This window comes from Rhizobium sp. NZLR1b (genome assembly GCF_019685155.1).
In the GTDB taxonomy this organism is placed as follows: domain Bacteria; phylum Pseudomonadota; class Alphaproteobacteria; order Rhizobiales; family Rhizobiaceae; genus Rhizobium.
The window spans coordinates 1-23,782 of sequence record NZ_JABDWC010000022.1 but is presented as its reverse complement, the minus strand read 5'-3'; the positions used below and the strand labels follow the sequence as shown (position 1 = coordinate 23,782).

The following is a 23,782-nucleotide window of genomic DNA, read 5'->3' as shown; positions in this document are numbered from 1 at the left end:
GATGAGCAATTCATCTGCGACCATTCATATCGTGGACGACGACGTCGGAATACTGAGAGCACTGAAACGACTTCTCACTATAGCTGGCCATAACGTCGAAACGCACCTGTGCGCAGAGGACTTTCTCGCAAAACATGACCCCGACAAACCTGGTTGCGCGATTGTCGATCTTGGCTTGCCGGGATTGGATGGCTTCGGGCTCCAGGACAGTCTGGTGATAGACCACGTAGAGCGGCCGATTATCTTTTTGACAGGCAATGGCAACATTCCCGCGAGTGTTCGCGCGATGAAAGCGGGGGCCGTCGACTTTCTGACCAAGCCCGTCGAACCAAACTGCCTGCTATCGGCTGTCTCGCAAGCGATCGAAAGGGATGCGGCCGCACGACAGATCGGACAAGAACGAAGGATTGCTGAGCACCGCTTCGCCACACTGACACGGCGCGAGCGGGAGGTGTTTGCGTGGGTTGTTGCTGGCCGGCTGAACAAGCAGATCGCGGCTGAACTTGGCACCGTCGAAAAAACCGTCAAGGTTCATCGCGGCCGTATGATGGAGAAAATGGGCGTCCGTAATGTTGCCGATCTCGTGCGCCTTGGAGCAACCCTCCATCATTAACGCAAACATTGGACACAAGGCCAATTCACTGCCCGCATTCTTTCTGTAATATGGTGTCATGGATACGCCGGGACCCAAGGTCGCGATTGTGGATGACGATGAGGTTGTTCGTCGCGCGCTGCGGCGAATGATAGCTTCGCTTGCCTATTCTCCGATCGAGTTCGGGTCCGGCGAAGCGTTCCTTGCTGAACTTCCAAATACGAAGTTTGCTTGCGCTCTAATCGACATGTATATGCCCGGCCTCAACGGAATCGACATTGTAGGAAGGATGCGGTCCGAAGGACGAGACATCCCTTCTATCATCATAACAGGCGGCGATGAGCCGAAGTTGGAAGCGCGCTGCTTCAAGGCAGGAGCCGCAGGATATATGGTCAAACCGATCGAACGTGACGCCATCGGCGAAGCAATACGGACATTGCTGCAATAAAGAATTTCCACAGATCCAGAGGGATTGAGCCGAGATTTTGTCGTCGTTCTTCGCGACCGCGACATCCAGTCTAATTAATGCATGTCGTTATTCCGGAACGGTGCAGCGGTTCCGGGGATATCGACATGCATAAAAACAACAGACTAACGCGCGTCACACGAATCAAATCGGATGCGACGCGCTTTAGTGCGGGCCTAACCCGATTCCGGTCAGTAGTCCCAGAAGGCCGGCACCCAACGAAAGGCGTCGCCGTCGACCGCCACCCGGCCAACGGACGGGAACGGCAGGTGAGTGGCCACCAGTTGCTCGCCGGTCTCCGCCAGTTCCCGCAAAAGACGGACCCGAACGCGAGCCGCCTCCTCGGGGTCGTGTTCGAAGCCGTTGTACCAGTCGGGGTGTTCAAACCCGACCGCGAACACGGCGTCGCCGGCAAACATCAGCCGTTCGCTGCCGGACGCCAGGCGGACCACGCTGTGCCCGGGGGTGTGGCCGCCGGTGCGATGAACGACCACGCCCGGCGCCACCTCGTACTCCTCATCGAACAGCCGCAAATGGCTGCGGTACTCTTTCGCGAACCGCTTTGCGGCCGCCCGAAGCGCGTCCGGGAACCCCGCCGGCATGGAGACCCGGGAGAAATCGGGCGCCTCCCAGAACTTGACCTCGGCCGCCGCCACGTGGATCCGCAGGTCGGGGCGCAGCTGGTCCTTCACCCCGTCGACGAGTAGCCCGCCAATGTGGTCCATGTGCATGTGGGTCAGCACCACGTCGGTCACCGACGCGAGATCGATGCCGGCGGCCTCCAGTCGCTTGATCAGCTGCCCGGCCCGCGGCAAGTGCAAGTCCGGGTCGACCCCCAGCCCGGCGTCGAGGAGGATGGTCTGGTCGCCGCTGCGCACCACGACCACGTTCAGCGCCCAGTCGAAAGCGTCCGGCGGCAGGAACATGTCTTTCAGCCAGGCCGCTCGGGCGGCCGGATCGGCGTTGTGTCCCAGCATCGCAGTTGGCAGCGGTAACACTCCATCGCTGACCACCAGCACCTCAATCTCGCCGATCCGCACCGCGTAGCGCGACGGAACCAACTCGTCGGGCCGAGGTCTGCCAGAGTGTGCGGTGTTTTCCAGGCTCATCTTTGTCTCAAGGTTCATGTTCGTCTCCTTCTGACCGCCGCCTTAGACACGGCACCGACGACGCTACATGGAGGCGTGTTTGCGATCGATTGGGTCGAGGAATAAGGGCGAGTGGGGCCGAGGGACAGGGCGAGCTATACCACGGCATAGGTGCAGGCCTCGCTTTTTACTGCCGGCGGCGTGCTGATGAGCGCGCGGTCGATTAGATCAACGAATGCGGCAAGCCTGCTGAATGGGCTCGCCACAAATGTCATTTTTGCCATCGGCGGGCATTGAATCGGAAGGATTATTTTTCGGCCCCATCGCAAAAGAGCTGCTTCTTGTCCCGTTAAAAATGTCAGACCACAGGCGAGCTGCCACATGGCCGTAAAAAAACCCGCCGAGGCGGGTTTGTGGGAGATTTCGATATGATGCTCAGGTGGTGGAGTGTCCGAGTGGCGGCTAGCTCGGCGGCAAAATAACGAGTTGACGCCGCTTCACTTTGCGAACGACCATAAGCTTCACAACGGAAAGGACCTTTGAATGTTTGAGAAGCTTGATGCCACTGAGCTGCAGCGCCGCGAGGATGAGATTTTCTTCAAATTCATGGAACGGAAATGGGCGCTGGACGCCGTCGGCGTTCCGCCGACTCATGATAAATTGTTCTGCCTCCTCAAATGGCAGTTGGACGAAATTGAAGCGGCGAAAGCAAACTTGGAGGAGGCGACGGCCGCGGCCTGATGCGGCGAGTCCTTGCGGCATCACTGGCGAAAAATGTCAGCTTTGCGATAGATTCGCTCGAACCCGCCGAAATCATAGACAGGCGTGACGCCGGAGACGCGCTTCTCGGTTTTCGCGTAGTGCTCTTTTCCGCGGGCCAGCTTCCGGAAGGTGATGTGGTCCTTCAGGAACGCCCTGACGGACTCCTCCGAGTACGCGGTTACCGTGAGGCCGTTGCCGCTTCGGTACTGGATGGTCTCGAACACGCCAGCGCTCGCAAGGCGAATAACGGTGTCCGCCAAGGCCACCAGGCGCGTCGTCAAGAAATTCGTGGCTACGTAACCCGCAGGAGTGCCGACACCGGCGACTGCCTTGACGGCATCGACGTCCACGAGGAGATGCTCGAGCGTTGTCGACTTGCCGTCAGGCTTCGAAATGCTGAAAGGAATCTTTCCCTCCAGAATTCCATGAAGCTGGTTGACGAACGACATGAACGGAACGCAGTTTTTCAGAGGCACCATTCCCGGTGCGTCACCCGTTGTCGCCAAACTGTCGAGGCGCGCAACCAGACCTTCGATCTCTGCGCGCGAGAACAGATTTTTCAAGTCGTGATCCGACTTCTCGGTCGCCGCGGAAATGATGCCCGCATTGACGAGCTGTCGGACGACCTGAGGAGAGGCATCGAGACGTTCGCGAACGAATGCCATCGGCACGCTGTCCTTCCAGTTCGCGATGACGCCTTCCATCGTTTCAACCTCGATCGAGACCTTGATGTCACGAACCGACGTCGCGTCACCATTGAGCAGACCTGCGGCGTTTAGAAGCTTGCGCATTGTGGCAGGATGGATTCCGTACGTGGTGAAGGCACTACGCACGCTGTGGAACTTGCGAACCCCACCATGGCCGAGGAAGTTGTTCTCCGGACCCAGCGGATGGACGCTAAAGGCATGGTCGCGAACGAAGTTGACGAGGGTCCCGAACCCCGGCGGCTCCGCGTTTTCGTGCAGGAAATCGTAGAGCTCGCCGTAGAGCTTGCTTCCCACCGATTTATCGTCGGCGCCCTGATGGCGCTCGTCGAGTTTTTCAAGGAAATCTCGAAGACCGAGATATCCCTCTGAAAGCAGACCGAAGCCCGCTTTCGCCACGGCCCGGAGTTCCTCGGTTGAATACTTGGAGAGCGTCTTTCGGTCGCCGATGATGATCATGGAGCCCAAGACGTCGCAAAGCTGTAACGCGCCGTCATACGGGAGCTCGTCCAGAACCTCGTGGCAGACCGATGCGCCGTTGAGGCGGTCGCAGAAATACCGGTCGAAGCCGGTCACCTCTACCGGTATGTTGATTTCTGCCGCCGCAAGGACCTCATCCCAATTGTCCATGAGCGCACTGGTGAAGTCCTCCTCTGCGTAGCCTGCATACTTCTGCGAGATCGATACCAAGCCGACTTCGTGGGTGGGACAGACGGAAACGCGGGCGTGCATCCATGAAGCGCGGCAATAGACATTGGTGAACGGGCGTCGCCCGCCGCCCGTGTGATCCTCGACGACACAGTGCGGGCAGTAGCGAGCGGCTTCGCGGCGGACGTCGCGACGGCTGATCAGCTCAGCACGAAGCTTGTGGCGCGACCCGTCCTCCACGCGCAACGCATGGTATGCGAGTTCTTCGGCGGTATTGCCGGTCATGGCAGCAAGGTGAGCGACAGCCGCCCCGAAGCTTCCATGGTGCCAGATCTTGATGCCGGTCAGACGCATGAACTTGGGCAGGCGCATATTGCGTTCGCGAGCATAGCGCGCCGCGAAGCCGAGCAGCGTTTCCGAGGGTTTGATCGGGAAGCGGTTGACCATGACTACTTCACCTCCTTCTTGGCAGCTTTCATGGCTTCTGCCTTTTGGGCCTCGAGCATGAACACTCGGGCAAGCGTCTCACCGAGCGCATTATTCGGATCGATGCTCTTCCAGGCCGTGGCCTTGAAGATGTTCTGAGATTCGCGGCAGCCGCTGAGGCCGTACGCAAACTCGAAATCGCTCTTCTCGACCGAGGGCGACTTGCGACGGAGGGCGTGCTCGCACGCGGCACGAATGAGCTGGATGATCAGCCCGAGACCGCCGCTCGAAGCGTGCATTACCTGATGCACGAAGTCATCGCTTGCCAAGTCGGGCGACGCCTCGAGCTTGGCGTGATCGATGACGATCTTGAGGAGAACCTTGCGGACAAGCTTCAAGTCATCCGGGTAGTTCAGAGCGCGGAGCTCGACCAAGTTGCTGCGGCCCTTGAGCTGGCCGTCGGCGTCACCGGCGATATGGACGAACTGCGCGAGCGCCGGAACGCCGCTTAGAATAAGGTGGAGGGGCCAGCCGTTGATCTGCACGAGGCTCTTCAAGACGTCGGCGACGTTCTGAATTTCCTTGGTCGTGTTGCCGCGAAGGACATGCTGCATTTCGTCAATCCACAGAAAGAGAACCTGCTGTTCCTTCAACTGCTCCTTCCACAGATTGAAGATCTCCTGTTCGGTGACCTGCTTGTAGGCCACGTCGAAATTGAGGGCCGCCAGGCCGGCACGGGCGAGTCCTTTCAAGGTCAGCGGCTTCGGCGCCTCAAAGGCTACGAGCGGGCGGACCTCCTTGCCATCGGAGGCTACGCGGGGTGCAAACTGCGGACGCTTTGCGATATGGCGCTCAACCGCGGTGGTCTTGCCGGAGCCGCTTTCGCCAACCACGAAGATCGCACGACGCTTGGCGGCCTTGCCGAACAAGGCGGCCGCCACGTTTTCTACGATGCTGTCGAAAAGTTCGTCCAGGAGCGAGTCGCGGGGAGTGCCGACATAGCGGGTGTGCATGCGCCCGAGGGTTTCGACGCGGGCCTGGCGGTCCGGATCGAAGCTGTCGTAAATAGCCTTCGCGGCCTCGGTGAAGTAGTCGTCGTGCAGAGAAGAAGTGGTCATCGAAGTGCCCTCGTTGGAGTTGCTGGTGGTCGTGGTGTGTGCCCCTTAGTCTTCGTCATCGAAGAAGAGGCCGTCTTCGTCGCCCGAGGTCGGATCGACGACGGTGAATGCGGAGCCGGAGGAGTCCTCGACGACGACGTTCACCGGTTCCGCGGCGTCGTCTTCATCGTTGTTGTCCTGCTCGATCAGGTGATCGAAGGCGTTCAAGCTGCTCGACAGCGGGTTCGCAGGAATCTGAACCTCGCCAAGTCCGACGACGCGACCCTGAAGATCGTCCTCGACCGCCTGCTTGAAGTATTCGCGCTCGATCTGCGCATAATCCTTGGTCAGAAGCACATCGAGACCGAGACCGGCCAAGGACGCGGCCGTCTTGCCAGCCGCGCGGAGATCGCGAATTCCTGCGAGCATCACGGACAGCTTGGCATCAGCGTTGGCGCCATGTTTTTCGGCAAGGTCCTTCTTGGCCGCTACCCATTCGAAGAGCGTTGTGCCGGCGGGGATGCCGATCGTCGCGTTTGCTGCGATCCATTCGTTGCCGCGCTTGAACGAAATCTTGCTGATGTCGAGACGGCTGGTGCGGACCTGCAAGCGAGGCGCCGGAGAATAAGGCAGCGCCTGCTGCTCGTAACGTGCGCGCTGGATATCGGGGTGGTCGTAGTGGATGCCGGCAACGGCAAGGCCCTTGTCCGATACTGCGCGAACGAGCTCTGCGCCGAAGATATCGCGACGAGACTTCTCGTCGATCGGCTGCATCACGGCAGTATTGCGGGACAAGCGATACCAGGCGTTTGCCGGCGTCTCGAAGCCGAGGCCGGAGTGCGGGGTGTTGTGGTAGACGTCAACGATCGCGCGGATGAACAGACGATTGAACTCGTCGATGTTCAACACGGCGTAACCCTGGGAGTCGTAGTTGCCCTTCTCGAGGATGTTCGAGAAGGTGCGCCCCTTGAAGTAATCCATGAAGCGCAGCTCGCAGGTATGGAAGAACGACTCGATCGTGCCGCGGGCGGCCGCGTCACCGGCCGGCGGGAACGCGTGCGTGCAGCGGAGAGCAGCCACCGCCGCGCGGAACTTCTCATGGACGAATGCCGGCCCGGCGTCGGTGCAAAGGGTCTCCGGAACCAGCGCATATTCCCAGGCGTCGCCCGCGCCGACCATTGCCGACATCACCGTCTTGTCGGTGACGACCATCTCCAGGGCGGCAAGCGAGGAGCGGTGGGACGGATCACGGCGGCTGAAGTGCATCGCGAGGATGCACTTGGTCGCACGATCGATTGCGACCGTCAGCCATACGCGGGCGCGCTTGACCGCCTCCTTCTCCTTGACGGAGAGCAGTTCCCAGATGCGGAAGTGCACGAGAAGGACCTGAAGGTTCACCTTCCATTCGTCCATTTCCACGATCTGGCCGGGACGCTCGACCGAGACGCCGCCGTGAACGATCGCGAACTTCTTACGAGCGTGGTCTTCATCGTAGCGCTTAGCCATCAGGTAGTAGACGCCCATGCTTTTGATCAGGCGTTCAAAACACTTCCGAGAAGGCATATGATAACGGCGGAGGCCAGAGATGCCGATCTCCTTGTTGCGCAGTTCCACCTCCGCCTTCAGGCGGAAGAAGCAGGAACGCATGGAGGGGCGGGAGTCATCCGCGTACTCTCGGGCGTACTCGAGCCACAATGCGACGTCGTCTTCATGGAAAAGCGAACGGGACTTCGGACCCTTTTTCAGGCTGACGAGTGCGAGCGGATCGTAGCCGCCGTCGACATACATGTCGTGCAGGCGCTTGAAGTGGCGGGGACCCGGAAGCTTGTACGAGATCTCGGCGCCGCCGTTGGCACTGGACCAGCGTTCGGAAACGATGCGCTTGAGAATCGGAAGGAGGAACTTCAGGCACTTCACGCCGAGGCTGACTTTGCGTCCCTTGAAGTCCTCAGCCTTGAGCACAGGGTGCTTCTTGCCTGCGGCCTCGAAGCGGATGTACTCCTTGATCATCTCCTCGAGCCAGAGGGCCTTGGTAACCTTGCCCGCCCCGAAGTCGGTGATCTTGAGGTTGCCGTACTTCACCGCAAGATCAGACTTTTCCTCGCTGTGGTAGTCGCGGTCGACCTTCAGCTTGTGTTCCACGCGGAGCAGATAGATCTGCTCATGCGAGAACGGGTGATGGCGGCCTTCGGCGTCCCTAAACACCGTGCCTTCGGTCGTCTGCTTGTGCACCGTCAAGTCGAGGGTGCTGCGGTCGGCCTCGATCGTGATGCGGTCGTGCGGACCGAAATGATAGATCGGGATCGATGCGCGCCGGGAAAAGTTGAGCGGGGATACGAGCTGCTGGTTCATGGCAATACCTCTCTCAGTTGCCAGTGTTGATCAGGAAGGAGCGGTCGGTGATGCGGCCGGGAACGATGGGGGCGAGAGCGCCGTCGTAGATCAGGTGCCAGATCGCCAGGCGGCGGTGGGCGATGACGATTTCAGGGGAGGCGACGAGCATGTCCCAAAGACGCATCGCGCCCGTCAGACCCGCAACGAATTCACGAGCGGCCGCGTATTCGACGTCGTTGCGATTGCGGATTGCGAGCAGCATCCATTCGGCGTTCGCATTCGCAGACGTGGTCGCGAAAGCTTCGGTGACGATGCTGATCTTGTCCGCCACGTGCGAGATGCCTGCGCGGCGGATGCGCCGCATCGTGTCGACGAGGCCTTTCTCGAAGACAATCTCCTTCGGCTTCGCAGCCACGAGCGTGCGAATGCCCAGGTCATCGAGAAGGAAGTAGTCGAACGTGTGCGTGTGTTTCTTGCCGTCCTTGTCGCTCCAGGGCAGCGTCGGCCACTGCTCGCGGACCTCGACGTACTTGCGATCCGCGCGGAAGATGCGGCCAGCCTTGAGCTCGACGCCGCTTTCGAAGTGCATCGTATGGTCTCCGTCCAGGCTCGGCTGGTTGCCGCGCCAGTTGAACGGCGACTTTTCGGAGGGCTTGCGGTTGCCGCGAGAAGGAAGGACCGGCGTGTAGGACGGTGCGATGGTAGGCCTGTGGTAGGTCGTTTCGGTCGGAACCTGGAAGCTAACCTTGATGCCGTCGCGGATGTTCAGCATGTGCTGCTTGATGAAATGCTCGTGGCGCATAGGGATCTCCTGTTTTGCGCGCTGCAGACATGGCTCCGCCGGTCGCCGGCATGGGGATGCGGCGGCGGACGCGGAACCGAGAGTTCGAGGGGACGGCTACCTAGGCGACGTCGGGCGGATCTCAGCCGACTCGGCCGATGCCCGCCGGGCTTTTGGATGGGTGTGGGCAAAATTCGACTTCGCGAGGACGTCCTCCGGCAGGGGCGGTCCGATCTCCACCGTGGCGACTCGGTGCGACACCCAGTCGAGCTGCAGCAACGCCCGGCCCATTTTGCGGACACGTTCACTCTCGCGCTCGGCCAGGTCCTCCCAAACGCTGGGAAGAATCTGATGTCGATAGGCATGTCCTGACACAGGGTAGGGAAGGCTGCGCCCGGCGACGCTGGCGCGGAGAGTCAGCCGGTTCGACGCCGGGCGGGCATCGCGGCTCAGTTCTGCAATGACGGCCTTGATGGCCGGTGTGTTGAGACCGGGTTTCATAGTTCGCTCCTTTCAAGGGGCGCAGTTCTCCTGTCGCCGGTGCTGGCCGGACGCTGCAGAGGAGATGTTGGGTTGGATTTGGCTAGCCGATCACGGCTGGCGATTGGTGCGGAGGCGGACCGAACGGTCCGGCATCACCTCGAAGGCGTTGAGCAACACTTCGAGCAGAACTGCCTCGATCTCCTTGATCTGCGCCGTGCGTGCTTTCGGCGACGAAATGCCAGAACGCCGGCAAAGCTCGCGTTTCGCACAACGGCGAAACGTGCTTTCAGAGGGCAGGTGGGCGGTGCCGACTCCCTGTTTCAAGACGGTCCACTGAAGCTGGCGGTAGCAATCGCGCACCGATTGGCGCTTGTTTCCATCAACGCATTCGGACACAGCCCGTTGGAAGAGTTCCATCGTCGTTGCGTGCTTTGCATCGACGTTGCGACGTTCGAGGCGAAGACACGCGTTGGCGATGCGGCGACGGATCTCTTCCGCGCGAGGTTTGATGACGGGATCGCCGACGGCGATCGGGCGCAAGTCGTGGATCTGAGCCATTGGTATTCTCCTTCCCGAATACTTTCAGTGACCGAAGCTAGGGTGGATCGGGTGGGGCCGGTACGACGCCTGAGGGCAATCGTCCCCAGTGGAATTCGCGCGGTGCTGCAGTTCCAATTCCACGGCGCGCTCGAAGACCCGGTGAGACGGGCAGGCGATTTTCAGCCCCTCGTGGCGGGCGGCCTCGAACCAGTACCGACGGAAGAAGCGATGGGAGGCGCTCACGCAGCGAAAGACGCCGGCGTCGGCGCACTCCAGCACGGCTTCACGAAAAATCTCCTGCATCGCGTCCACGCTGGGCGCCGCGTCGAAGAGGGCGACATCCTGGCGGCGTCCGAATACCGCCGCCTCCGCGACCTCGATCAGCTCGCAGACGTCGAGCGTCTCGGCGTCGTCGAACTGGTCGATGGTCCATTCACTCGTTTCGAGGGGGGCGGACGCAACACGGCCGCCCGTAAGAATTCCAATCAGCGGCTCGCCATCGAAGTGTACCATTTCTGCATCCTCTCGTTGGGGCAAAGCTTCGCCACCCGCGTTCACGACGCGGCGGGAGCTTTCGGCGTTTGTTCGGTTAGAGGTTGGTCGTTCGGGTGGCGCCGGAGATCGCCGCGCTTACGATCGTGTTCGTCGTTCCGTCATGGTTCATGGCTATCTCCGGCGTTCCCGAACCGTATAGAAGATCCTGCCAAGCGTTTCTGAACCCGATTTACGGCCAGTCTTGCGGAACAAAAATTGGAGATTAGCTTCGTCTAATGTGAATTCGCGCAACGACGGCGAAGGGTTCATGGACGCTCGATGTCGGCGCCGGCCTGATCGTCAGGCTATTATGAGGAACCCTATTCGAACACTGTACATCACGACTTCCCCTGCTGCTGCGGGCGTTTGGATGTGATTCAGGTACCGGCGTCGAAGTAAAATGTCCACAAATTTATTTCATCGTCGACCAGTTGACGTCGTAGTTCTGCGGCGTCGGAATATACGCGCGCGCATGCAGGCGATGCGCGGCATGAACGTTCTAGCGTTGTCAACAATTGTACTTCACGAAAACCATATCATTGTCAACTCTATGAATCATTCTGGCGTTGTTGCTTGCGACCGTGTCGCCGATGCTTTTACGACCGTTCAGGAGAGTGACAGATGTTTATAGTGGACAACAGAATCGCCGAGATCCGGGAGAAGCTCGGGCCGTTGCTGGACGAGATGGGGATTGAAGCCTCCGTCCAATTTACAAGACGCTCTGCCACCGTTTCCTTCCTGCCGAAACAAGGCGAAACCTGCTTCTCGCCGGTCGAAATCGTTTTCGGTGACGGGGACCAATACCTGGAGGACGACCACGAGGCGTCCTGGAGCGATGCTCATGTGAAAGTGCATCAGTTCCACTGCAGACGTTTGGGAGAGACCGGCTGGGAGGCCTGGGAATCCCAGGATCGGGAGCAACACAGTATCAAGCGCAAGGGAAAGGACTTGTACAGATGGCTGTCCAGGCTCATCGAGTCCAACGGGGTGGTGCCTACCGGCGGCGTTACGCCTTATTGCATCGCGAGCCACAGCTTCGCAAACGCCTACACGATGGTCGCCCGACCGTTTCCCGACGTCAGGGTCGACCAGGAAATTTCGAGCGACGACGGATCGCCGACAGAGACCCTCACGTTCCTGGACGCCCAGGGACGCAGCGTCGAAATTTCGATGCGGGTAGGCGACGCCCACTCGACGGTGCTCATCGACGGGGAGATGGTCATGACCATCGAGCAGGAGGACATCCGCGCTGTCCGCCGGCTCGCTCTCGATCTTGCTAGAAAGCCACCGGAGGATCGTCCTGGCCTCTAGGCGGGAAGTCCTTCCGGAAAGGAATGGCCGTCCCGAATGTCGTGCTGCGAATCGTGCCAATCCTGACGGAACCTTTCCGCCTCGGCGTCGCGGTTACGCTCATCCTGGACCCGCGCCATCATCGCTTTCACGGCGGTTCGCTTCTTGTGATTGGGTTCGACAGCTCGAAGCTCCTCGCCATCGAGCACTCGCACGGCCTGGGCATGGATTTCGTTGCTGGGAAGCCGGGACCTTCGTCTCGCCACCGCTTGTCTGAATCCTTCACGCTGGGGACCGACTTTTGAATCTTCGATGACGGTGGCTTTCACTTCCTCGTCCAGATCGAAGGACTCGCCGGTCATCACCGCTCGCACTGCGAGACCTACCATCTTTGACATGATCGGTGGCAGCGCAGCCTGGATCATACGGAGTTTTCCGTTGCCCTCGGCAAGGAACTGCCAAGGTGCCGGAAATCCTTGCGCCGCGGCCAACACGCCGTAGGTAAGCTTGGGCTTGAAGTTCTCGTTGTCGGCTTCCTCAAGCGATGGAGGGGCGTCGACGATCTCGGCGTGGCGAAATCCCGACGCCGACCAGCCGTCAGCCGATCGCTTCTCCGTCTTTTCAGGAATGTCCGGAAGCATCGCGGTCAAGTACTCTCCCTTCCAATGCTTCGCCCACCGGTCGTATGTCTTCTGCTGATCGGATTGACCCTCGACCCGGCGCGGCGTCGCGTGAACGGCGATGACCGACGCAAGAGCGGCCCCGACGCCGCGCCTGTAGCCCGGTCTAATTTTCATAGCCTCCTCGAGTTCATCCTCGGTCGCAGCTTTCGCTATCGCCTTCTCCATCTGTCCAACGGTCCTGGTCATGACCTGAGGCTGCTCGAAGACGCGTGAGATCTCGGCGTCGATTCCGACAAGGAAGCTGCGTTCTGTCGAGTGCGGCAGTCCGAATTCAGCGGTATCGAGAGAGAAGTCCGTCACCACGTAGCCCATCGAGCTCAAGGCGGCCGCGGTTGCCGTCCGGGCATCGGAGACGCTTGGCCTCTTCCTGACGCCAGCATCATTTTCGATGATGAAGGCCCGTGGTCGGACGATCTGCAGAATATCCATCATGCGTGGATGGAGGTCGGGCTTTCTCTCGCCATCCTGTCCCGGCCCCGACGGCAAGCCCGCGGCGAGGAGGTCGATTCCTTCGAATCGAAGTAAGACCTCGTCTGGGATCTCGTTGATATCCGCAAGCTGCGCCGGCCAATGGGGCTGATTACGCTTCAAGGATTCGATAGAGGGCTTGTGGTTGTCGTAGAGCGCCACGTGACGGAAGCCCGCCGACTGAAGGCCGAGGGCCAGGCCTCCGGCTCCCGCGCACAATTCCAGGACTCGGAGAGGTGCCGTGGATTGAAATATGGAGGATCGCCCGTCGCCATCGTAAGGAACCAGGAGATCGACGGCGTCCTCGAGACCGATCTCGCCAAGCCCGATGTCCTGGTGAAGCTTCAGTCCGCCTTTGTATCCGAAGCAGCCTTCCGCGACCTGCTGGAAGGCGGAGTACGCGCCGACTAGATTCGGCGCATGTTCGCCGCCCGACCGTTCGAGTGACTGCAGATCCCCAAACAGATCCTCGAACACGGGAAGGGCTTCCGATGCAATGGCGACGAGGTCGCGATGGCATAGGTCGTATAAACCCTCCTCCAGCTCGAATTCCTCGTGATCCCAGTAATTTTTGAATCGATGGAGCTTGTCGGAAATTGAACGTGCATAGGATTCGAGCTTGGCGATTTTGATGTCGAGCGTCGGGGAGGCGAGGGACTTGAGCGCCGCACGTCGCTCCTCCTCCCACCGCGCCCATTCAGGCATCGAATCCTTGAGGTGCTGGTCTTCTAACTTTGAGATCTCGTCGGACCGTACTAGCTGCCCGGCATCCAGAATTCTCAGCACTTTACGCTGCACGGCGGCCGGGGCGAGCGCGAGAGCTTCTATGGCTTTGATCGACAACTGGCTTTCACCTAGAAGCGTGAAACGTTCGCGCAGCGGTCCGCTCAGGCCCGAAGCGATCTTCTGAAAGTATTCAACGTCCTCCGGCCCAAGCCCTGCGTGCTTGGAAAGATAGGCGGCGACGTGATCCGGGTTGTGCCGCGACAGCGCGTCGACCACCGAGGCCGCAGCCATATATCGTTCTGCGATCTCGTTGTTGATCTGTCTGAGCGCAGCCACCGCCTCGCGAAGAACGGTTTCTTGCAAAAGGTCATCGGAGGTCTTTTCGGCAGTCATCGGTGTCTCCACAAACAATGTCAGCCATCGATATCGCCTGAAGGTTGAAGGAGACCAAATTAGCACGGTAAACAGACGGTCAACTTTGTGGTGGGTGATCGGGTTGCATGACGATCATGCTGTCGCCCCAGCAGAAGGCCCTGCGGGGCGCCATGCTCAATACGTTCACCCGAACCTTAAGCGCCACATCGCACCCAGCGCGCCGTCTGCTCCTGCTTTACTCAGGTGCCCTGAGTTCCATAAGTCGGTTCGCTGTTCAATGATCGCGGGAGCAATCTCTGCATGAGTTGAGCCTAAGTAACTCAATTGCAGCAAGTTGTTGTGAATTAATCTTCAGAAAAAGATCGAGCTTTGATCCGATCTCTAAGGAGGTGAGTCCTTTCCGACGGACCACCCCGGAATTGCTGTCTGACATAATCGCGCAGCCGCGCGACATCTTTTTCTGCCCGCTGATGAAAATACCTCGAAGCTCGAAGATTGCAGGCGAGTACTACGACCTGAGCTTCTAAAGCTGCGGTGTGATCAAAGTCTGTTGTGGCGATCAGCTTCGATAGTCTTGATCGTCCCGACATCTCCATGCGAAAAGGTCGCGATGGAAAATGGTGGTTGGGGACTGCAATGGACGACGGTGACGACAACGGCTATATGGCGTTCGATACCCGGTTCCGTAAATGCCCCGACGAACCGACCGTCCTTGAATGGACGGTGGGCCTGCGGCGATACTGCGAGGACACGCGAGACGATCCTGGAAAGCTTCTCGCCACTCTCACAGGTTTTCTTGCGCAGCCAGGTTACATTCCCGAGGACGACGACGACTGGTACTTCGATGTGTTCGACATGCGAAGCCAGCACGCGATGGAGGCCTTCCGCGTGCTGGTCGACGATACCCACCTCATTCATAAGGCCCTGAAAGTCAAATCTCTTTCCGACGAATTCAGTGCGATTGCGCACCTTGATCGCATGTGGGTCGATCCAAATGTACGTGGGCGCGGCCTAGGCTTGAGGCTCATGCGGGGCACAGCACGCTTTAGGGCGATATGGCCTCCTGGTCATTCTAAAAGCTTACCCGGATGGAGATAACGTTCCCAGCGCCGCCTTTCTGAAACTTGCCGCTTACTACCAGTCTGACAAGCAGCTAGGGTTTGTGCCAGTCTCAAAACGCAAACGTCCGGGATGGCTTGTAGGTTCTTGGGAGGAGCCGCTCGTTCACGAGAGTGACACGACCTTCTTCTATCTCGACTAGGATCGGGCGCCACGCCGTGGCCTTCACAGACCCACGGACGAGCCTCAAGTCGCCAGGCGGGGCTCCCCGCCGCAACGAGGGCATCGAATGCCGTCCTTCCAGCGCTTCATCGCCAGATATTCCACGCAGGCGTAGTCGTCGGAACCAGTGCGAATGGGAAAGCCATTATGTTTATCGCACGATAGGGCCCACTTCTCTTCGAGATGCCCGCTGCCGCTTAACAAATGCGCTGCACGCATACCACGCTAGATAGGTCGTTAGAATTGCTAGCTGCTGCGACAAGACGGAAACAACAACAAAAAACTGAAGCATTTCGCCCGGCTCATAGGAATCATCGACGGTGGTCATATCCGGTTTAAACGTCACTCTATCGCATACGTATACTGACAGAACGACCCAGATCACCGCCAAACAATGCAAGGTCTTCCGGCGATGTGGCCATCTACGCCCGGCGACAAAAGCCAAGAGCGGAGCTGCGAAGTTGCCTGCAAATATGATGGCGAATGCGAGTTCAGGCTTGATCATCGAATATCCTTCCGGCGTGCTGCGGCGAAGGACGAGGCTCTTCCGGCCATTCGCGCGCCGTTGACATCTCTGTCCTTACTGAGAGACTGAATAGCTCGATCGCTGCCACACGCAATCAATCATCGCATTCCCGGTCAGCGATGTCGTCAGCCAACACTTTGGCGTGCTCGGACAGAACGGCAGCTACGCTGTCGAGAAGCATCGCCAATTCAGGGTCGCTGTCGAAAAGTTGCTCCTGCTTAGCTTTCAACTTTCCGACATAGAAATTGTGGATATGCAGCGAACCAGTCATCTGCGCGAGGGTTGGCATACCGTTGCTCCATTCGTATTGGCGAGCGGGCGCCATCAATAATAGCGCGCTTTAGGCACTTCCATTCACGCCTCCACCTCGTCGAGTTCGGGCACCGGCGGATAGGTCTTCTTCTCCATCCAGTCGCGGACAAAAACTGGTGGCGTCTCCCGGCGTCAGCACGAGTTCGCTGCACACATCTACATCGACAAACGGATCGCGACACACGAAAACAAAAGTACTGAAAACCCTAAAATCATGAACGGAGTTCCGTAGCAAACCCTTGTTCTATTCGAAGTGAGGTCTTTGTCAGAGGTGGAGTCGCCATTATACATCTTCAAGCCAATGTTGCTGTCGGTACTGAAATTCCATTTGTTCTTCTTGTAAAAAATAAGCTCTCTTATTTCCGCAATAACCAGAAACACAACAACCACCGACAACAGTATTATGGCGAATACGACACCGTCAGAAGGGGGATGGTTGTTCATCGAAGTCAAGCTCCACCCTTCAGCGCTCCGCCATTGCGGAACTTCATGCGCGGAATGTACTGGTACCGTTTACACAAGGCAAATAGGAGAAACGGCGGCATGCCCTCGATCGACTAACGCCAGCGTCCATTTACCGGCCGCCTTGTCGTGTAGGGCGCGAGGCGATATTGTCTCATGCATCTCGGAGATGCGGCAGTGCGGAACGTTAAAATCTTAGGCGCCATTGCTGGTCTGGCATTGGCCGTATTTGCAGTGTTGTTCCTGTGGTCTGGACTAGAGGCCAACGACATGATTTCTAAATGCCATGACAATTCCGCAGGCGAATACATTCCTGAAATCGAAGCCCGGATCGCATATTGCGGGGGCGGTGCAAATTCGAGTGACCCTCTGCCGCGAGGCTACTAGGCAAGCTGGGCGCCAACCGGTGCGGGAACTTCATGCGTGGAATGTACTCCGGTAGGCCCAACCTTCCTGACCGGCTAACGCCAGCTCCCGTTCTGAGCGAAAGCTAGCCCTCGACAATCTCCTCGATGATCGCGCCTTGGAATGGCTTATCTGAGTTATTATCGTTCCCCATCACCGCCAACGGCCTAGGACCTCGATCGGGCGCCGGGAGCCCAGTCCGATAGATCGTCGTTCGCATTGTCGGTCATTCCCCAGCCCAACGGTGGATCGATAACCCATTCGTCGTGTTTTGGGTCGTAGAGACCGGGAATTGGAAAGTAGCGATCGATGTAAACGAAATCCTTGATATTCAAGGTCGCAATCGGCAGCCTGTGTGCGATGGCAATTGCAGCTAGCATCGCGTCGGCGCCGATCTTAATTCGATCCTTCTTGATCTTCGCCCCATCGGGCTGAAAATTCGCAGTTACGAACATGTTCCTCAACGGGCGGCAGGCTGCCATAGCGCCTAGCAGCCTAGCGGCCTCGACGGTCATCTCCGGCATCGTCAGTCGTTGATCAAGAAATTGTTCGAACCAGTCGAGCAAACTCAAGGCGCGCAAGGGGTTTTCCCTCTGCACCTGTCGTATCCCATATTCGGTTTCATAGACCACGACCCAGGGAACCGCCAAAGATCCTGGGGGCAGGGACGACAGCCAAGTCCTGATCCACTCCGGCGGATCGGGAAGATATGCGTTGCTTATGACGTTCGTATCTATCAGTAGCTGCGCCATGGGGGCTGACCGCCTTCAGATGGATCAGTCGCGAAACGGGTGTAGGCTACGGCGTCAGGTCCTGCTAAACGTTTACCCCAACTGAGTCCTGGAGGCTTTGATGGAATCTCGAGGAGTTTGGACGGCTAAGGATGCCAGAAGTAATTTTGTGCGGCTTTTGGAGCAGGCCAGAACCATTGGTCCGCAGCAGATCCACGACGATACCGGCACATATGTGCTGAAGGTCTACGACGATAAGACGAAGGAGGACGCCGCCAAATTCCTTCTCAAGCGTCGGCCGAAGGGCTAGATTCGGCCCCTTTTCTGTAAGGATTCGTTAACCACCCCGATCCTTTTTTCGATATGAGATGAGATGTGCGTTCGTTTGACGATGGTGACGAGTCCGCATTCTTCGCGGTGGCGAAGGCGATGCTCGGCCAGTTCTTGCGATGGCCAGACATCGCCGCGAGTCAGCGTCAGCCCAACGAGAGGGCCTCCTGAGCCGACGCGACCGCCAGCACATCTTTCCAGGTTGGGTAGCAAGTTCCACGAAACTTCGAGGGGATCTTGTCAACCTGGGTTCTCCAGCTCGTCGAGGACCGCCTACGTGATGGATGCCGCGTGAGAGGCTTTCAATGCTGCGAGCTCTAAATCGTCCGCCTGCCAGGGCGCGGCGAAGCATCGGCAAGCAGACGACGGTCGTGGCTGCGAAATAAGCGCCGTAGCTTCCTGCAGCGATTTGTGTCCCGACAATCGGACGTCGTGGTGACGATCAGCGCGATGGTCACGGTGCTATGGACAGGCACGGCTCGTGACGTCCGCTACATTGCCGTCGCCTGCATCGGCGACCTCGAGTGGGCGGCCATCGAGAACGCACGGCGACTGGCTGCTCCCGTCGGGCTGTCGGGACACGTTATACATTTGTGGGCAGGCTTGCCCGCAGATGCGATCTGCCTGTTCTCGAGCGAAGAGGGACTTCCCTCGTCGTGCAGGAGAGCATGGCCTCATCGTGCCGGGCGGGAGGCATTCCCGACCTAGTGCGCCATCGTGAATCCGGCCTCCTCGGCGATGAAGTGAGCGCCGAGACTGTCGTCGAGACGTTGGGGGAATTCTCCGGTCTCGATCGCTTCGCGAGAAAGAGCTTGGGCGGGCCGCGAGACGGTCGATCGAAGGGTGGTTCAGTGAAGAGGAGGCATTTGGATCATACGTCCTGGCCTACCATGATCTGCTGAGAGATCAGGATGTGCCGGACGTCCCGCACTCTGGATTCTAACGCTATCGAGTAAGCTCGCAAGACGTCCTCGAACGAACGGCGTCCCCAGAGTGCTGAATCAAAGAGCCCGAAAACGCATAGACTGGACGGACCGGCCTACGTGCACTCGAGTGGATGCGCTTCGAGCAGCGAGTTCGATAACGACTCGAAAATTCCGGTTGACTTCCTAAATTTTGTTCATATTTTGTTCACTATGATCCAGCTCCGCCGAATATCGCGAATACGTTAACTTCCTGCCGCCTCCGGGCGGACCGGCACAGTTTTTCGTATTCGGGACGGTGTGATGAGCTACTCTCATTTCGAAATGCCTCCGGCGTTGTACGCCGCCTATGCTGAAGCTTCCACCAAGCAGTTCTATCCAGGCGCCACGGTACGATGCTCCGGCACGCCGATGTTCCGGTCGCAGCTCGCAAGGGATCTCGGCTGCCTTCTCGACGTCGACCGCACCGTCGTCGGGTGGCTGTGTCTTCCACGTCAGGTCGACGCCGACATCGGTCCGCACGTCTTCGACTTCCTCGTGGACTACGACGACGGCACGAGCGTCTACCTCGACGCCGTGGACGAAGAGGGCAGTCCCGACATCACCGAGGCGGCCGCGATCGCAGGTCTGCGGCATCGGTTCGAGTTGCGTGATCGGATCGAGGACGGCTTCCGGCTCCTCAACGCACGCGATCTCCTTCGCTACGCCCGCTGGCGGACCCCGCTGAACGACCGCGTCCGAATGCTTGCGGCGCTGGACGACGCCGGTTCTCTTCAGGTCAGCGAGTGCCTCGGCATCTTCCGAGAAGTCGCGCCGATGACGGCGATTGCGTGGATGGCCCTGCATCGTCTGATCGAACTGGATCTCGACGAGTGCATGATCGGTCCAGAGATGCTCGTTCGCAGATATCAGCGTTGAGGTGACGGCGATGGCATCTGCAAGCAGGCCTCGGGGCCGTTTTGAGCCAACCATTGAGCGCATCGCTTACGCTCGCGGGATTCATGCCGCCTTGCGCGATCTGCCGGTCGTCGCGGAGGTCATTCAACCAGTCTTCCTTCTCCGTCTCCCGTGGGGTGCAAACGACGACGAGTACCTCGCCGCCGCTAACATCCACATGCTTGGCACTGCCGAAAATGAGAGAGTAAGGGTACTCGCGCCTCGACGTGATCGTAAAGGTATGCTTGACTTTGAAGACGTCCTCGCGGATCTCGCCCAGGGCGGTGTCGTCCTTGTAGAAGCGGACGCTCCGGTTCCCCCGAAGATCACCGCTACTGCCGACCTGATCGTGGATGTCCGGCCCGTCGCCAGCGAGGACCTTCGGGCCGCAGCACAGGAAGTGCTGGCGTTGACACTGACCCGAGACGAGGCGGATGAGCTGCTGCGCCTGCCTCAGGATCTGATGTTTGCCGCGATGAGACCGGGACGAAGCTTTGCGCAGATCGTCAGCAGGGTGCAGTCATCAAACGTTGCGATGGATCGGTCCGGGCCTCTTCTCGAGGACCTTGGCGGATATGGAGACGCCAAGACGTGGGGTCTGGAGCTTGCCGAGGATATCCGGAGTTGGCGCCGGCGAGAAATTGCATGGGCCGATATCGGCACAGGGCTGCTTCTGAGCGGACCACCGGGGACCGGCAAGACGCTGTACGCGGCGGCGTTGGCGCGCTCCTGCGGCCTCGCCTTCATTGCCACTTCCGTCGCACAATGGCAATCGGCCGGCCACCTCGGCGACCTGCTCCGAGCAATGAGGACTTCGTTCAGAGCGGCGATGGAAAAGGCTCCCTCGCTGCTGTTCATTGACGAGTTCGACAGTATCGGAGATCGGGCAAGTTTCTCAAATGATCATGCCTCCTATTCCACCCAAGTGGTGAACGGACTCCTTGAAGCGCTCGACGGAAGCGTAAGGCGTGAGGGCGTCGTCGTTGTAGCAGCGACAAACAACGTCGGCTCGATCGACGCGGCCTTTCTCCGGCCGGGCCGGCTGGGACGACATATTCGCATCGGTCTTCCCGGCGTCGAGGATCGGGTCGCCATCGCAAGCACCTATCTGGGCGGAGCCTTGCCCGTGCCCGACATCGAAAAGGTTGCCGTGGCCACCGAGGGCATGACTGGAGACGATATCGCCGGGCTTGCCAAGGACGCCCGAAGGCGGGCCAGGGTGGGGAAGATTACGCTCGACGCCGCGCTGGTCCTGTCATGTCTACCTCCGGCGCTTCCTCTAGTTGGGGAAGAGCGGAGATGTGTGAGCGTCCATGAGGCCGGTCATGCGGTCGTGGGAGTCAAACTAGGCTTCGGCGTGCTCCAGGCGGTCGCGATCGTCGGGGAGGTTCGCAAAACCCAAGCGATTGCCGGAGGAGCTCTCTTTCAATCACGAGCGAAGATCGTCAGGTCGAAAGGATCGTACCTCGACGAGATCTGTCTTCGTCTTGCGGGCGCCGCCGCCGAAAAGGTCGTCGTTGGCTCGGTGACGGATGGCGCTGGAGCCGGCCTTGAGAGCGATATTGCTCAAGCCGCGGACGTTGCAACTCTGATGGTGGCTGAGTTCGGCATGGGTGGCACGCTGCGCCACGTTCATACGACGACCGCTGCGGATCGTGAGCTACTCCGAAGGCGCAATGGCGAGGTCGCCAAGGAGGTGGCCGATATCCTTGCAGAGCAGCTCCAGCGCGCGGAGGCGATTATCCTGGGGCATGTGCATGTCGTCGAAGCGATTGCCGAGCGTCTGGAGAGGAAAGGTCTGCTTGATGGCGACGAAGTCGCCGAACTGATGAAGGGCGAGCACACGAACGGGAGGAGGGACAACGTATGAACTCGACCTGGAAACTCGTAGTGCGCACCTTCAAGGGTCGTCCGCCCCCCGAGGGGAGGGCGCGCGTGGAGCAGACGATCCTGGAAGCGTCCGGCATTCCACTCAAGTTGCGGGAGGCTCGCCATCGCCTGTTTATCGTGACGACGAACGTATCGAAGGGAACGCCGGCGGTCATCGAAGGCGAGAACGGATTTGTCTGCCTGATCGCACTCGACGATCTGGTCGAGATCGTGTTGGATCCTGCACCGACACTCCGAGACGTGATGCGCGACGCCGGGGTGAAGGGTCATAACTAGGGCTCTCAACATTCCCATCGAACGACGGGCGGGCAGACAAGGCTGAACGCCTTCGATCTTGGCGAGGCCGTCGAGCGGATGAAGGGGACGTTCGGCAGGCCGGTCGATCTCCAACTTCATACACCAGAGGAATGGCGCGGTCTGGAAGAGGACCGGGTGTTTGGACGACCATGCGTCCGTGCCGGATCGATGTAACTTCGATCTGCTGACCATCGTAAGAGTAGTCCAGTAGGTAATCGCCGGTCACTAACGTACGGTTACCGGCGATTTGGAGCCCATGCATATGGTTTCCTGCTTCGGGAAAGCCCGAAAGCCCGGAACTCGCAGCGCTGATCAAGCGTATCGAGAAGGCCAATCGGAAGCGTCGAGGAAACAGGGCGGCATAGCATCACGTGGAGTAGAGCAGCCCGGTAGCTCGTCAGGCCCATAACCTCTGAAGGCCGCAGGTTCAAATCCTGGCTCCGCAACCAATCTGAGGCCGGGCGCCTCTTCAGGACCAGTGACCCGCCTTCGAAGGGTGCCGGTGTCGTGCCAGAAGCTCGGGAGAGCGGTTACCCTTGCCGTCGTGGGTGTTTAGAGACACGGGATCAACGCGGGCGGAGGAAGAAGGCGGCACCAACGAATTGATGCCCAACTCATTGTGGATCGCTGCAAATTCATATCCGGTTCATACCTGCGGGGGCATGGTCGCGCACATTACAAGTGGAAAGGCGTAACCATGAATAGAATTATCTCTCGCATCGGAACTGCTGTAGTTGCAGTTGTTATGACAGCATCGAGCTTTGGCATGGCCACAGCCGCCCCCCTCGTGGCTCAGCATCTTCAAGCCACATCGAGCGTCGAACTTGCGCAGTACCACCGCGACGACCGCCGCCGTGAATATCGTCATGACCGGGACCGCTATGAACACAGGCGCGACCGTCGCGGCTATTGGCACGGTCATCGCGGATATCGGGACTACCGCAAGGGCTATCGTCGTCACAGCGACGGGTACTACTATCCGCGGTCTGTCTTCCAGCTTTACATCCGCTAAGCTGTTTCGGCTTCGATCAGCCCCGTCAGAAATGGCGGGGCTTTTCTTTGCCCATCGCCCATCTCCTCCTTCCCGATCCGGAACGCCGACGGGCGCCGGCTGCCGCGGCGCCCTCCTTCAAGAATCTGACTAGGCGGCCTTCTGCGCTTCGATCTGCGCCGGAGCAGCCGGCGATGCGAGTACGTGCTCGCTCTGGATGTCGATCTTCCGCGGCTTCAGCGCATCGGGAATTTCGCGAACGAGATCGACCGACAGCAGGCCGTTCTTCAGATCCGCGCCGTTCACCCGGAGATGGTCGGCCAGCTCGAACCGTTGCTCGAACGGCTGGCCGGCGATACCGCGATGCAAGTAGCCATCCGTCGGAGCCTCCTGCTTCCTGCCGGTCACAGTCAAAAGGTTGGACTGGAATGTGATGTCGAGATCGTCCTGCGCGAAACCTGCGACCACGATCGAGATCCGGTAGCTGTCATCGCCGGTCTTGACGATGTCGTAGGGCGGCCAGTCGCTGATGGAGCGGGCGCGCTGGGCGTTTTCGAGAAGATTGAAGACCCGGTGACCTGCCACTGCGAATTTCTTCCAGAATTGATTAGAGTCCGGCCTTACGAAGGACGGACGAATGAAGAAGCAGAGATTTACAGAAGAGCAGATCATCGGTGTGCTGCGTGAGCAGGAGGCTGGCG

General features: G+C 59.2%; 24 protein-coding genes and 1 tRNA gene. 11 read left to right on the top strand and 14 right to left on the bottom strand.

What is annotated here, in order from left to right:
• Position 1 precedes the first annotated feature (1 nt).
• Both HJB84_RS25555 and HJB84_RS25550 read left to right on the top strand, forming a co-directional pair.
• Positions 2 to 613 carry a response regulator transcription factor gene (locus HJB84_RS25555; RefSeq protein ID WP_207584139.1) on the top strand — a complete coding sequence of 204 codons (612 nt, stop codon included), beginning with the start codon at positions 2 to 4 and terminating at the stop codon, positions 611 to 613.
• Between the two features lie 58 nt (positions 614 to 671).
• Complete coding sequence (locus tag HJB84_RS25550) at positions 672 to 1,040, top strand: response regulator transcription factor (protein ID WP_207584140.1); 369 nt, start codon at positions 672 to 674, stop codon at positions 1,038 to 1,040.
• Positions 1,041 to 1,249: 209 nt separating this feature from the next.
• Here the strand turns inward: HJB84_RS25550 and HJB84_RS25545 are convergent, their stop codons facing one another.
• On the bottom strand, positions 1,250 to 2,185 hold the full coding sequence (locus HJB84_RS25545; RefSeq protein WP_207584141.1) for an MBL fold metallo-hydrolase: 936 nt from the start codon (positions 2,183 to 2,185) through the stop codon (positions 1,250 to 1,252).
• A gap of 504 nt (positions 2,186 to 2,689) precedes the next feature.
• Here HJB84_RS25545 and HJB84_RS25540 point away from each other — a divergent pair.
• Complete coding sequence (locus HJB84_RS25540) at positions 2,690 to 2,887, top strand: hypothetical protein (protein ID WP_221117248.1); 198 nt, start codon at positions 2,690 to 2,692, stop codon at positions 2,885 to 2,887.
• 20 nt (positions 2,888 to 2,907) lie between these two features.
• Here the strand turns inward: HJB84_RS25540 and HJB84_RS25535 are convergent, their stop codons facing one another.
• From HJB84_RS25535 to HJB84_RS25505, 7 genes are all read right to left on the bottom strand, one after another.
• The gene (locus HJB84_RS25535) at positions 2,908 to 4,707 is read right to left on the bottom strand and encodes a TniQ family protein (protein WP_221117247.1); all 1,800 of its coding nucleotides are present in this window, start codon (positions 4,705 to 4,707) and stop codon (positions 2,908 to 2,910) included.
• Positions 4,708 to 4,709: 2 nt separating this feature from the next.
• Positions 4,710 to 5,804, bottom strand: a complete 1,095-nt coding sequence (locus tag HJB84_RS25530; protein ID WP_221117246.1) for a TniB family NTP-binding protein — start codon at positions 5,802 to 5,804, stop codon at positions 4,710 to 4,712.
• A gap of 45 nt (positions 5,805 to 5,849) precedes the next feature.
• Entirely contained in the window at positions 5,850 to 8,135 is a 2,286-nt protein-coding gene (locus tag HJB84_RS25525) for an integrase (protein ID WP_221117245.1), read from the bottom strand.
• Between the two features lie 13 nt (positions 8,136 to 8,148).
• On the bottom strand, positions 8,149 to 8,919 hold the full coding sequence (locus HJB84_RS25520; protein WP_221117244.1) for a hypothetical protein: 771 nt from the start codon (positions 8,917 to 8,919) through the stop codon (positions 8,149 to 8,151).
• 96 nt (positions 8,920 to 9,015) lie between these two features.
• A complete protein-coding gene (locus tag HJB84_RS25515; protein WP_221117243.1) occupies positions 9,016 to 9,399 on the bottom strand; it encodes a hypothetical protein in 384 nt (127 codons plus the stop codon).
• Between the two features lie 90 nt (positions 9,400 to 9,489).
• On the bottom strand, positions 9,490 to 9,939 hold the full coding sequence (locus tag HJB84_RS25510) for a hypothetical protein (protein ID WP_221117242.1): 450 nt from the start codon (positions 9,937 to 9,939) through the stop codon (positions 9,490 to 9,492).
• A gap of 24 nt (positions 9,940 to 9,963) precedes the next feature.
• A complete protein-coding gene (locus HJB84_RS25505) occupies positions 9,964 to 10,434 on the bottom strand; it encodes a hypothetical protein (protein ID WP_221117241.1) in 471 nt (156 codons plus the stop codon).
• Between the two features lie 642 nt (positions 10,435 to 11,076).
• On the opposite strand from HJB84_RS25505, the gene HJB84_RS25500 reads away from it, so the two are divergent.
• Positions 11,077 to 11,766, top strand: a complete 690-nt coding sequence (locus HJB84_RS25500; RefSeq protein ID WP_221117240.1) for a hypothetical protein — start codon at positions 11,077 to 11,079, stop codon at positions 11,764 to 11,766.
• Here the strand turns inward: HJB84_RS25500 and HJB84_RS25495 are convergent.
• Entirely contained in the window at positions 11,763 to 14,015 is a 2,253-nt protein-coding gene (locus tag HJB84_RS25495) for a DNA cytosine methyltransferase (RefSeq protein ID WP_221117239.1), read from the bottom strand. The two genes, HJB84_RS25500 and HJB84_RS25495, sit on opposite strands and share 4 nt — an antisense overlap.
• Before the next feature lie 618 nt (positions 14,016 to 14,633).
• Here HJB84_RS25495 and HJB84_RS25490 point away from each other — a divergent pair.
• Positions 14,634 to 15,095: a GNAT family N-acetyltransferase gene (locus tag HJB84_RS25490; protein WP_221117238.1), complete on the top strand. Its 462-nt coding sequence runs from the start codon at positions 14,634 to 14,636 to the stop codon at positions 15,093 to 15,095.
• Between the two features lie 207 nt (positions 15,096 to 15,302).
• On the opposite strand, the gene HJB84_RS34170 is transcribed toward HJB84_RS25490, so the two are convergent.
• The 4 genes from HJB84_RS34170 to HJB84_RS25470 form a co-directional block, all read right to left on the bottom strand.
• Entirely contained in the window at positions 15,303 to 15,497 is a 195-nt protein-coding gene (locus HJB84_RS34170; RefSeq protein ID WP_405049245.1) for a transposase, read from the bottom strand.
• On the bottom strand, positions 15,430 to 15,783 hold the full coding sequence (locus HJB84_RS25480) for a hypothetical protein (RefSeq protein WP_221117236.1): 354 nt from the start codon (positions 15,781 to 15,783) through the stop codon (positions 15,430 to 15,432). The genes HJB84_RS34170 and HJB84_RS25480 overlap by 68 nt, the downstream gene beginning before the upstream one ends.
• A 115-nt stretch (positions 15,784 to 15,898) precedes the next feature.
• Positions 15,899 to 16,093: a hypothetical protein gene (locus tag HJB84_RS25475; protein ID WP_221117235.1), complete on the bottom strand. Its 195-nt coding sequence runs from the start codon at positions 16,091 to 16,093 to the stop codon at positions 15,899 to 15,901.
• A gap of 1,057 nt (positions 16,094 to 17,150) precedes the next feature.
• Positions 17,151 to 17,735, bottom strand: a complete 585-nt coding sequence (locus HJB84_RS25470; protein WP_221117234.1) for a type II toxin-antitoxin system VapC family toxin — start codon at positions 17,733 to 17,735, stop codon at positions 17,151 to 17,153.
• Between the two features lie 100 nt (positions 17,736 to 17,835).
• Between HJB84_RS25470 and HJB84_RS25465 the strand changes: the two genes are divergently transcribed.
• From HJB84_RS25465 to HJB84_RS34165, 6 genes are all read left to right on the top strand, one after another.
• Positions 17,836 to 18,024 carry a hypothetical protein gene (locus HJB84_RS25465; RefSeq protein ID WP_221117233.1) on the top strand — a complete coding sequence of 63 codons (189 nt, stop codon included), beginning with the start codon at positions 17,836 to 17,838 and terminating at the stop codon, positions 18,022 to 18,024.
• Positions 18,025 to 19,270: 1,246 nt separating this feature from the next.
• Complete coding sequence (locus tag HJB84_RS25460) at positions 19,271 to 19,885, top strand: hypothetical protein (RefSeq protein ID WP_259671167.1); 615 nt, start codon at positions 19,271 to 19,273, stop codon at positions 19,883 to 19,885.
• A 91-nt stretch (positions 19,886 to 19,976) separates the two neighbouring features.
• Positions 19,977 to 21,773, top strand: coding sequence for an AAA family ATPase (locus tag HJB84_RS25455; protein WP_221117232.1), 1,797 nt, complete (start codon positions 19,977 to 19,979; stop codon positions 21,771 to 21,773).
• Entirely contained in the window at positions 21,770 to 22,069 is a 300-nt protein-coding gene (locus HJB84_RS25450) for a hypothetical protein (protein WP_221117231.1), read from the top strand. Before HJB84_RS25455 ends, HJB84_RS25450 begins: the two co-directional genes overlap by 4 nt.
• A gap of 391 nt (positions 22,070 to 22,460) precedes the next feature.
• Positions 22,461 to 22,539: transfer RNA gene (locus HJB84_RS25445), tRNA-Met, on the top strand.
• Between the two features lie 248 nt (positions 22,540 to 22,787).
• Positions 22,788 to 23,102: a hypothetical protein gene (locus HJB84_RS34165; RefSeq protein WP_221117230.1), complete on the top strand. Its 315-nt coding sequence runs from the start codon at positions 22,788 to 22,790 to the stop codon at positions 23,100 to 23,102.
• A gap of 129 nt (positions 23,103 to 23,231) precedes the next feature.
• On the opposite strand, the gene HJB84_RS25435 is transcribed toward HJB84_RS34165, so the two are convergent.
• The gene (locus HJB84_RS25435; RefSeq protein WP_311045002.1) at positions 23,232 to 23,666 is read right to left on the bottom strand and encodes an Hsp20 family protein; all 435 of its coding nucleotides are present in this window, start codon (positions 23,664 to 23,666) and stop codon (positions 23,232 to 23,234) included.
• Positions 23,667 to 23,782 lie beyond the last annotated feature (116 nt).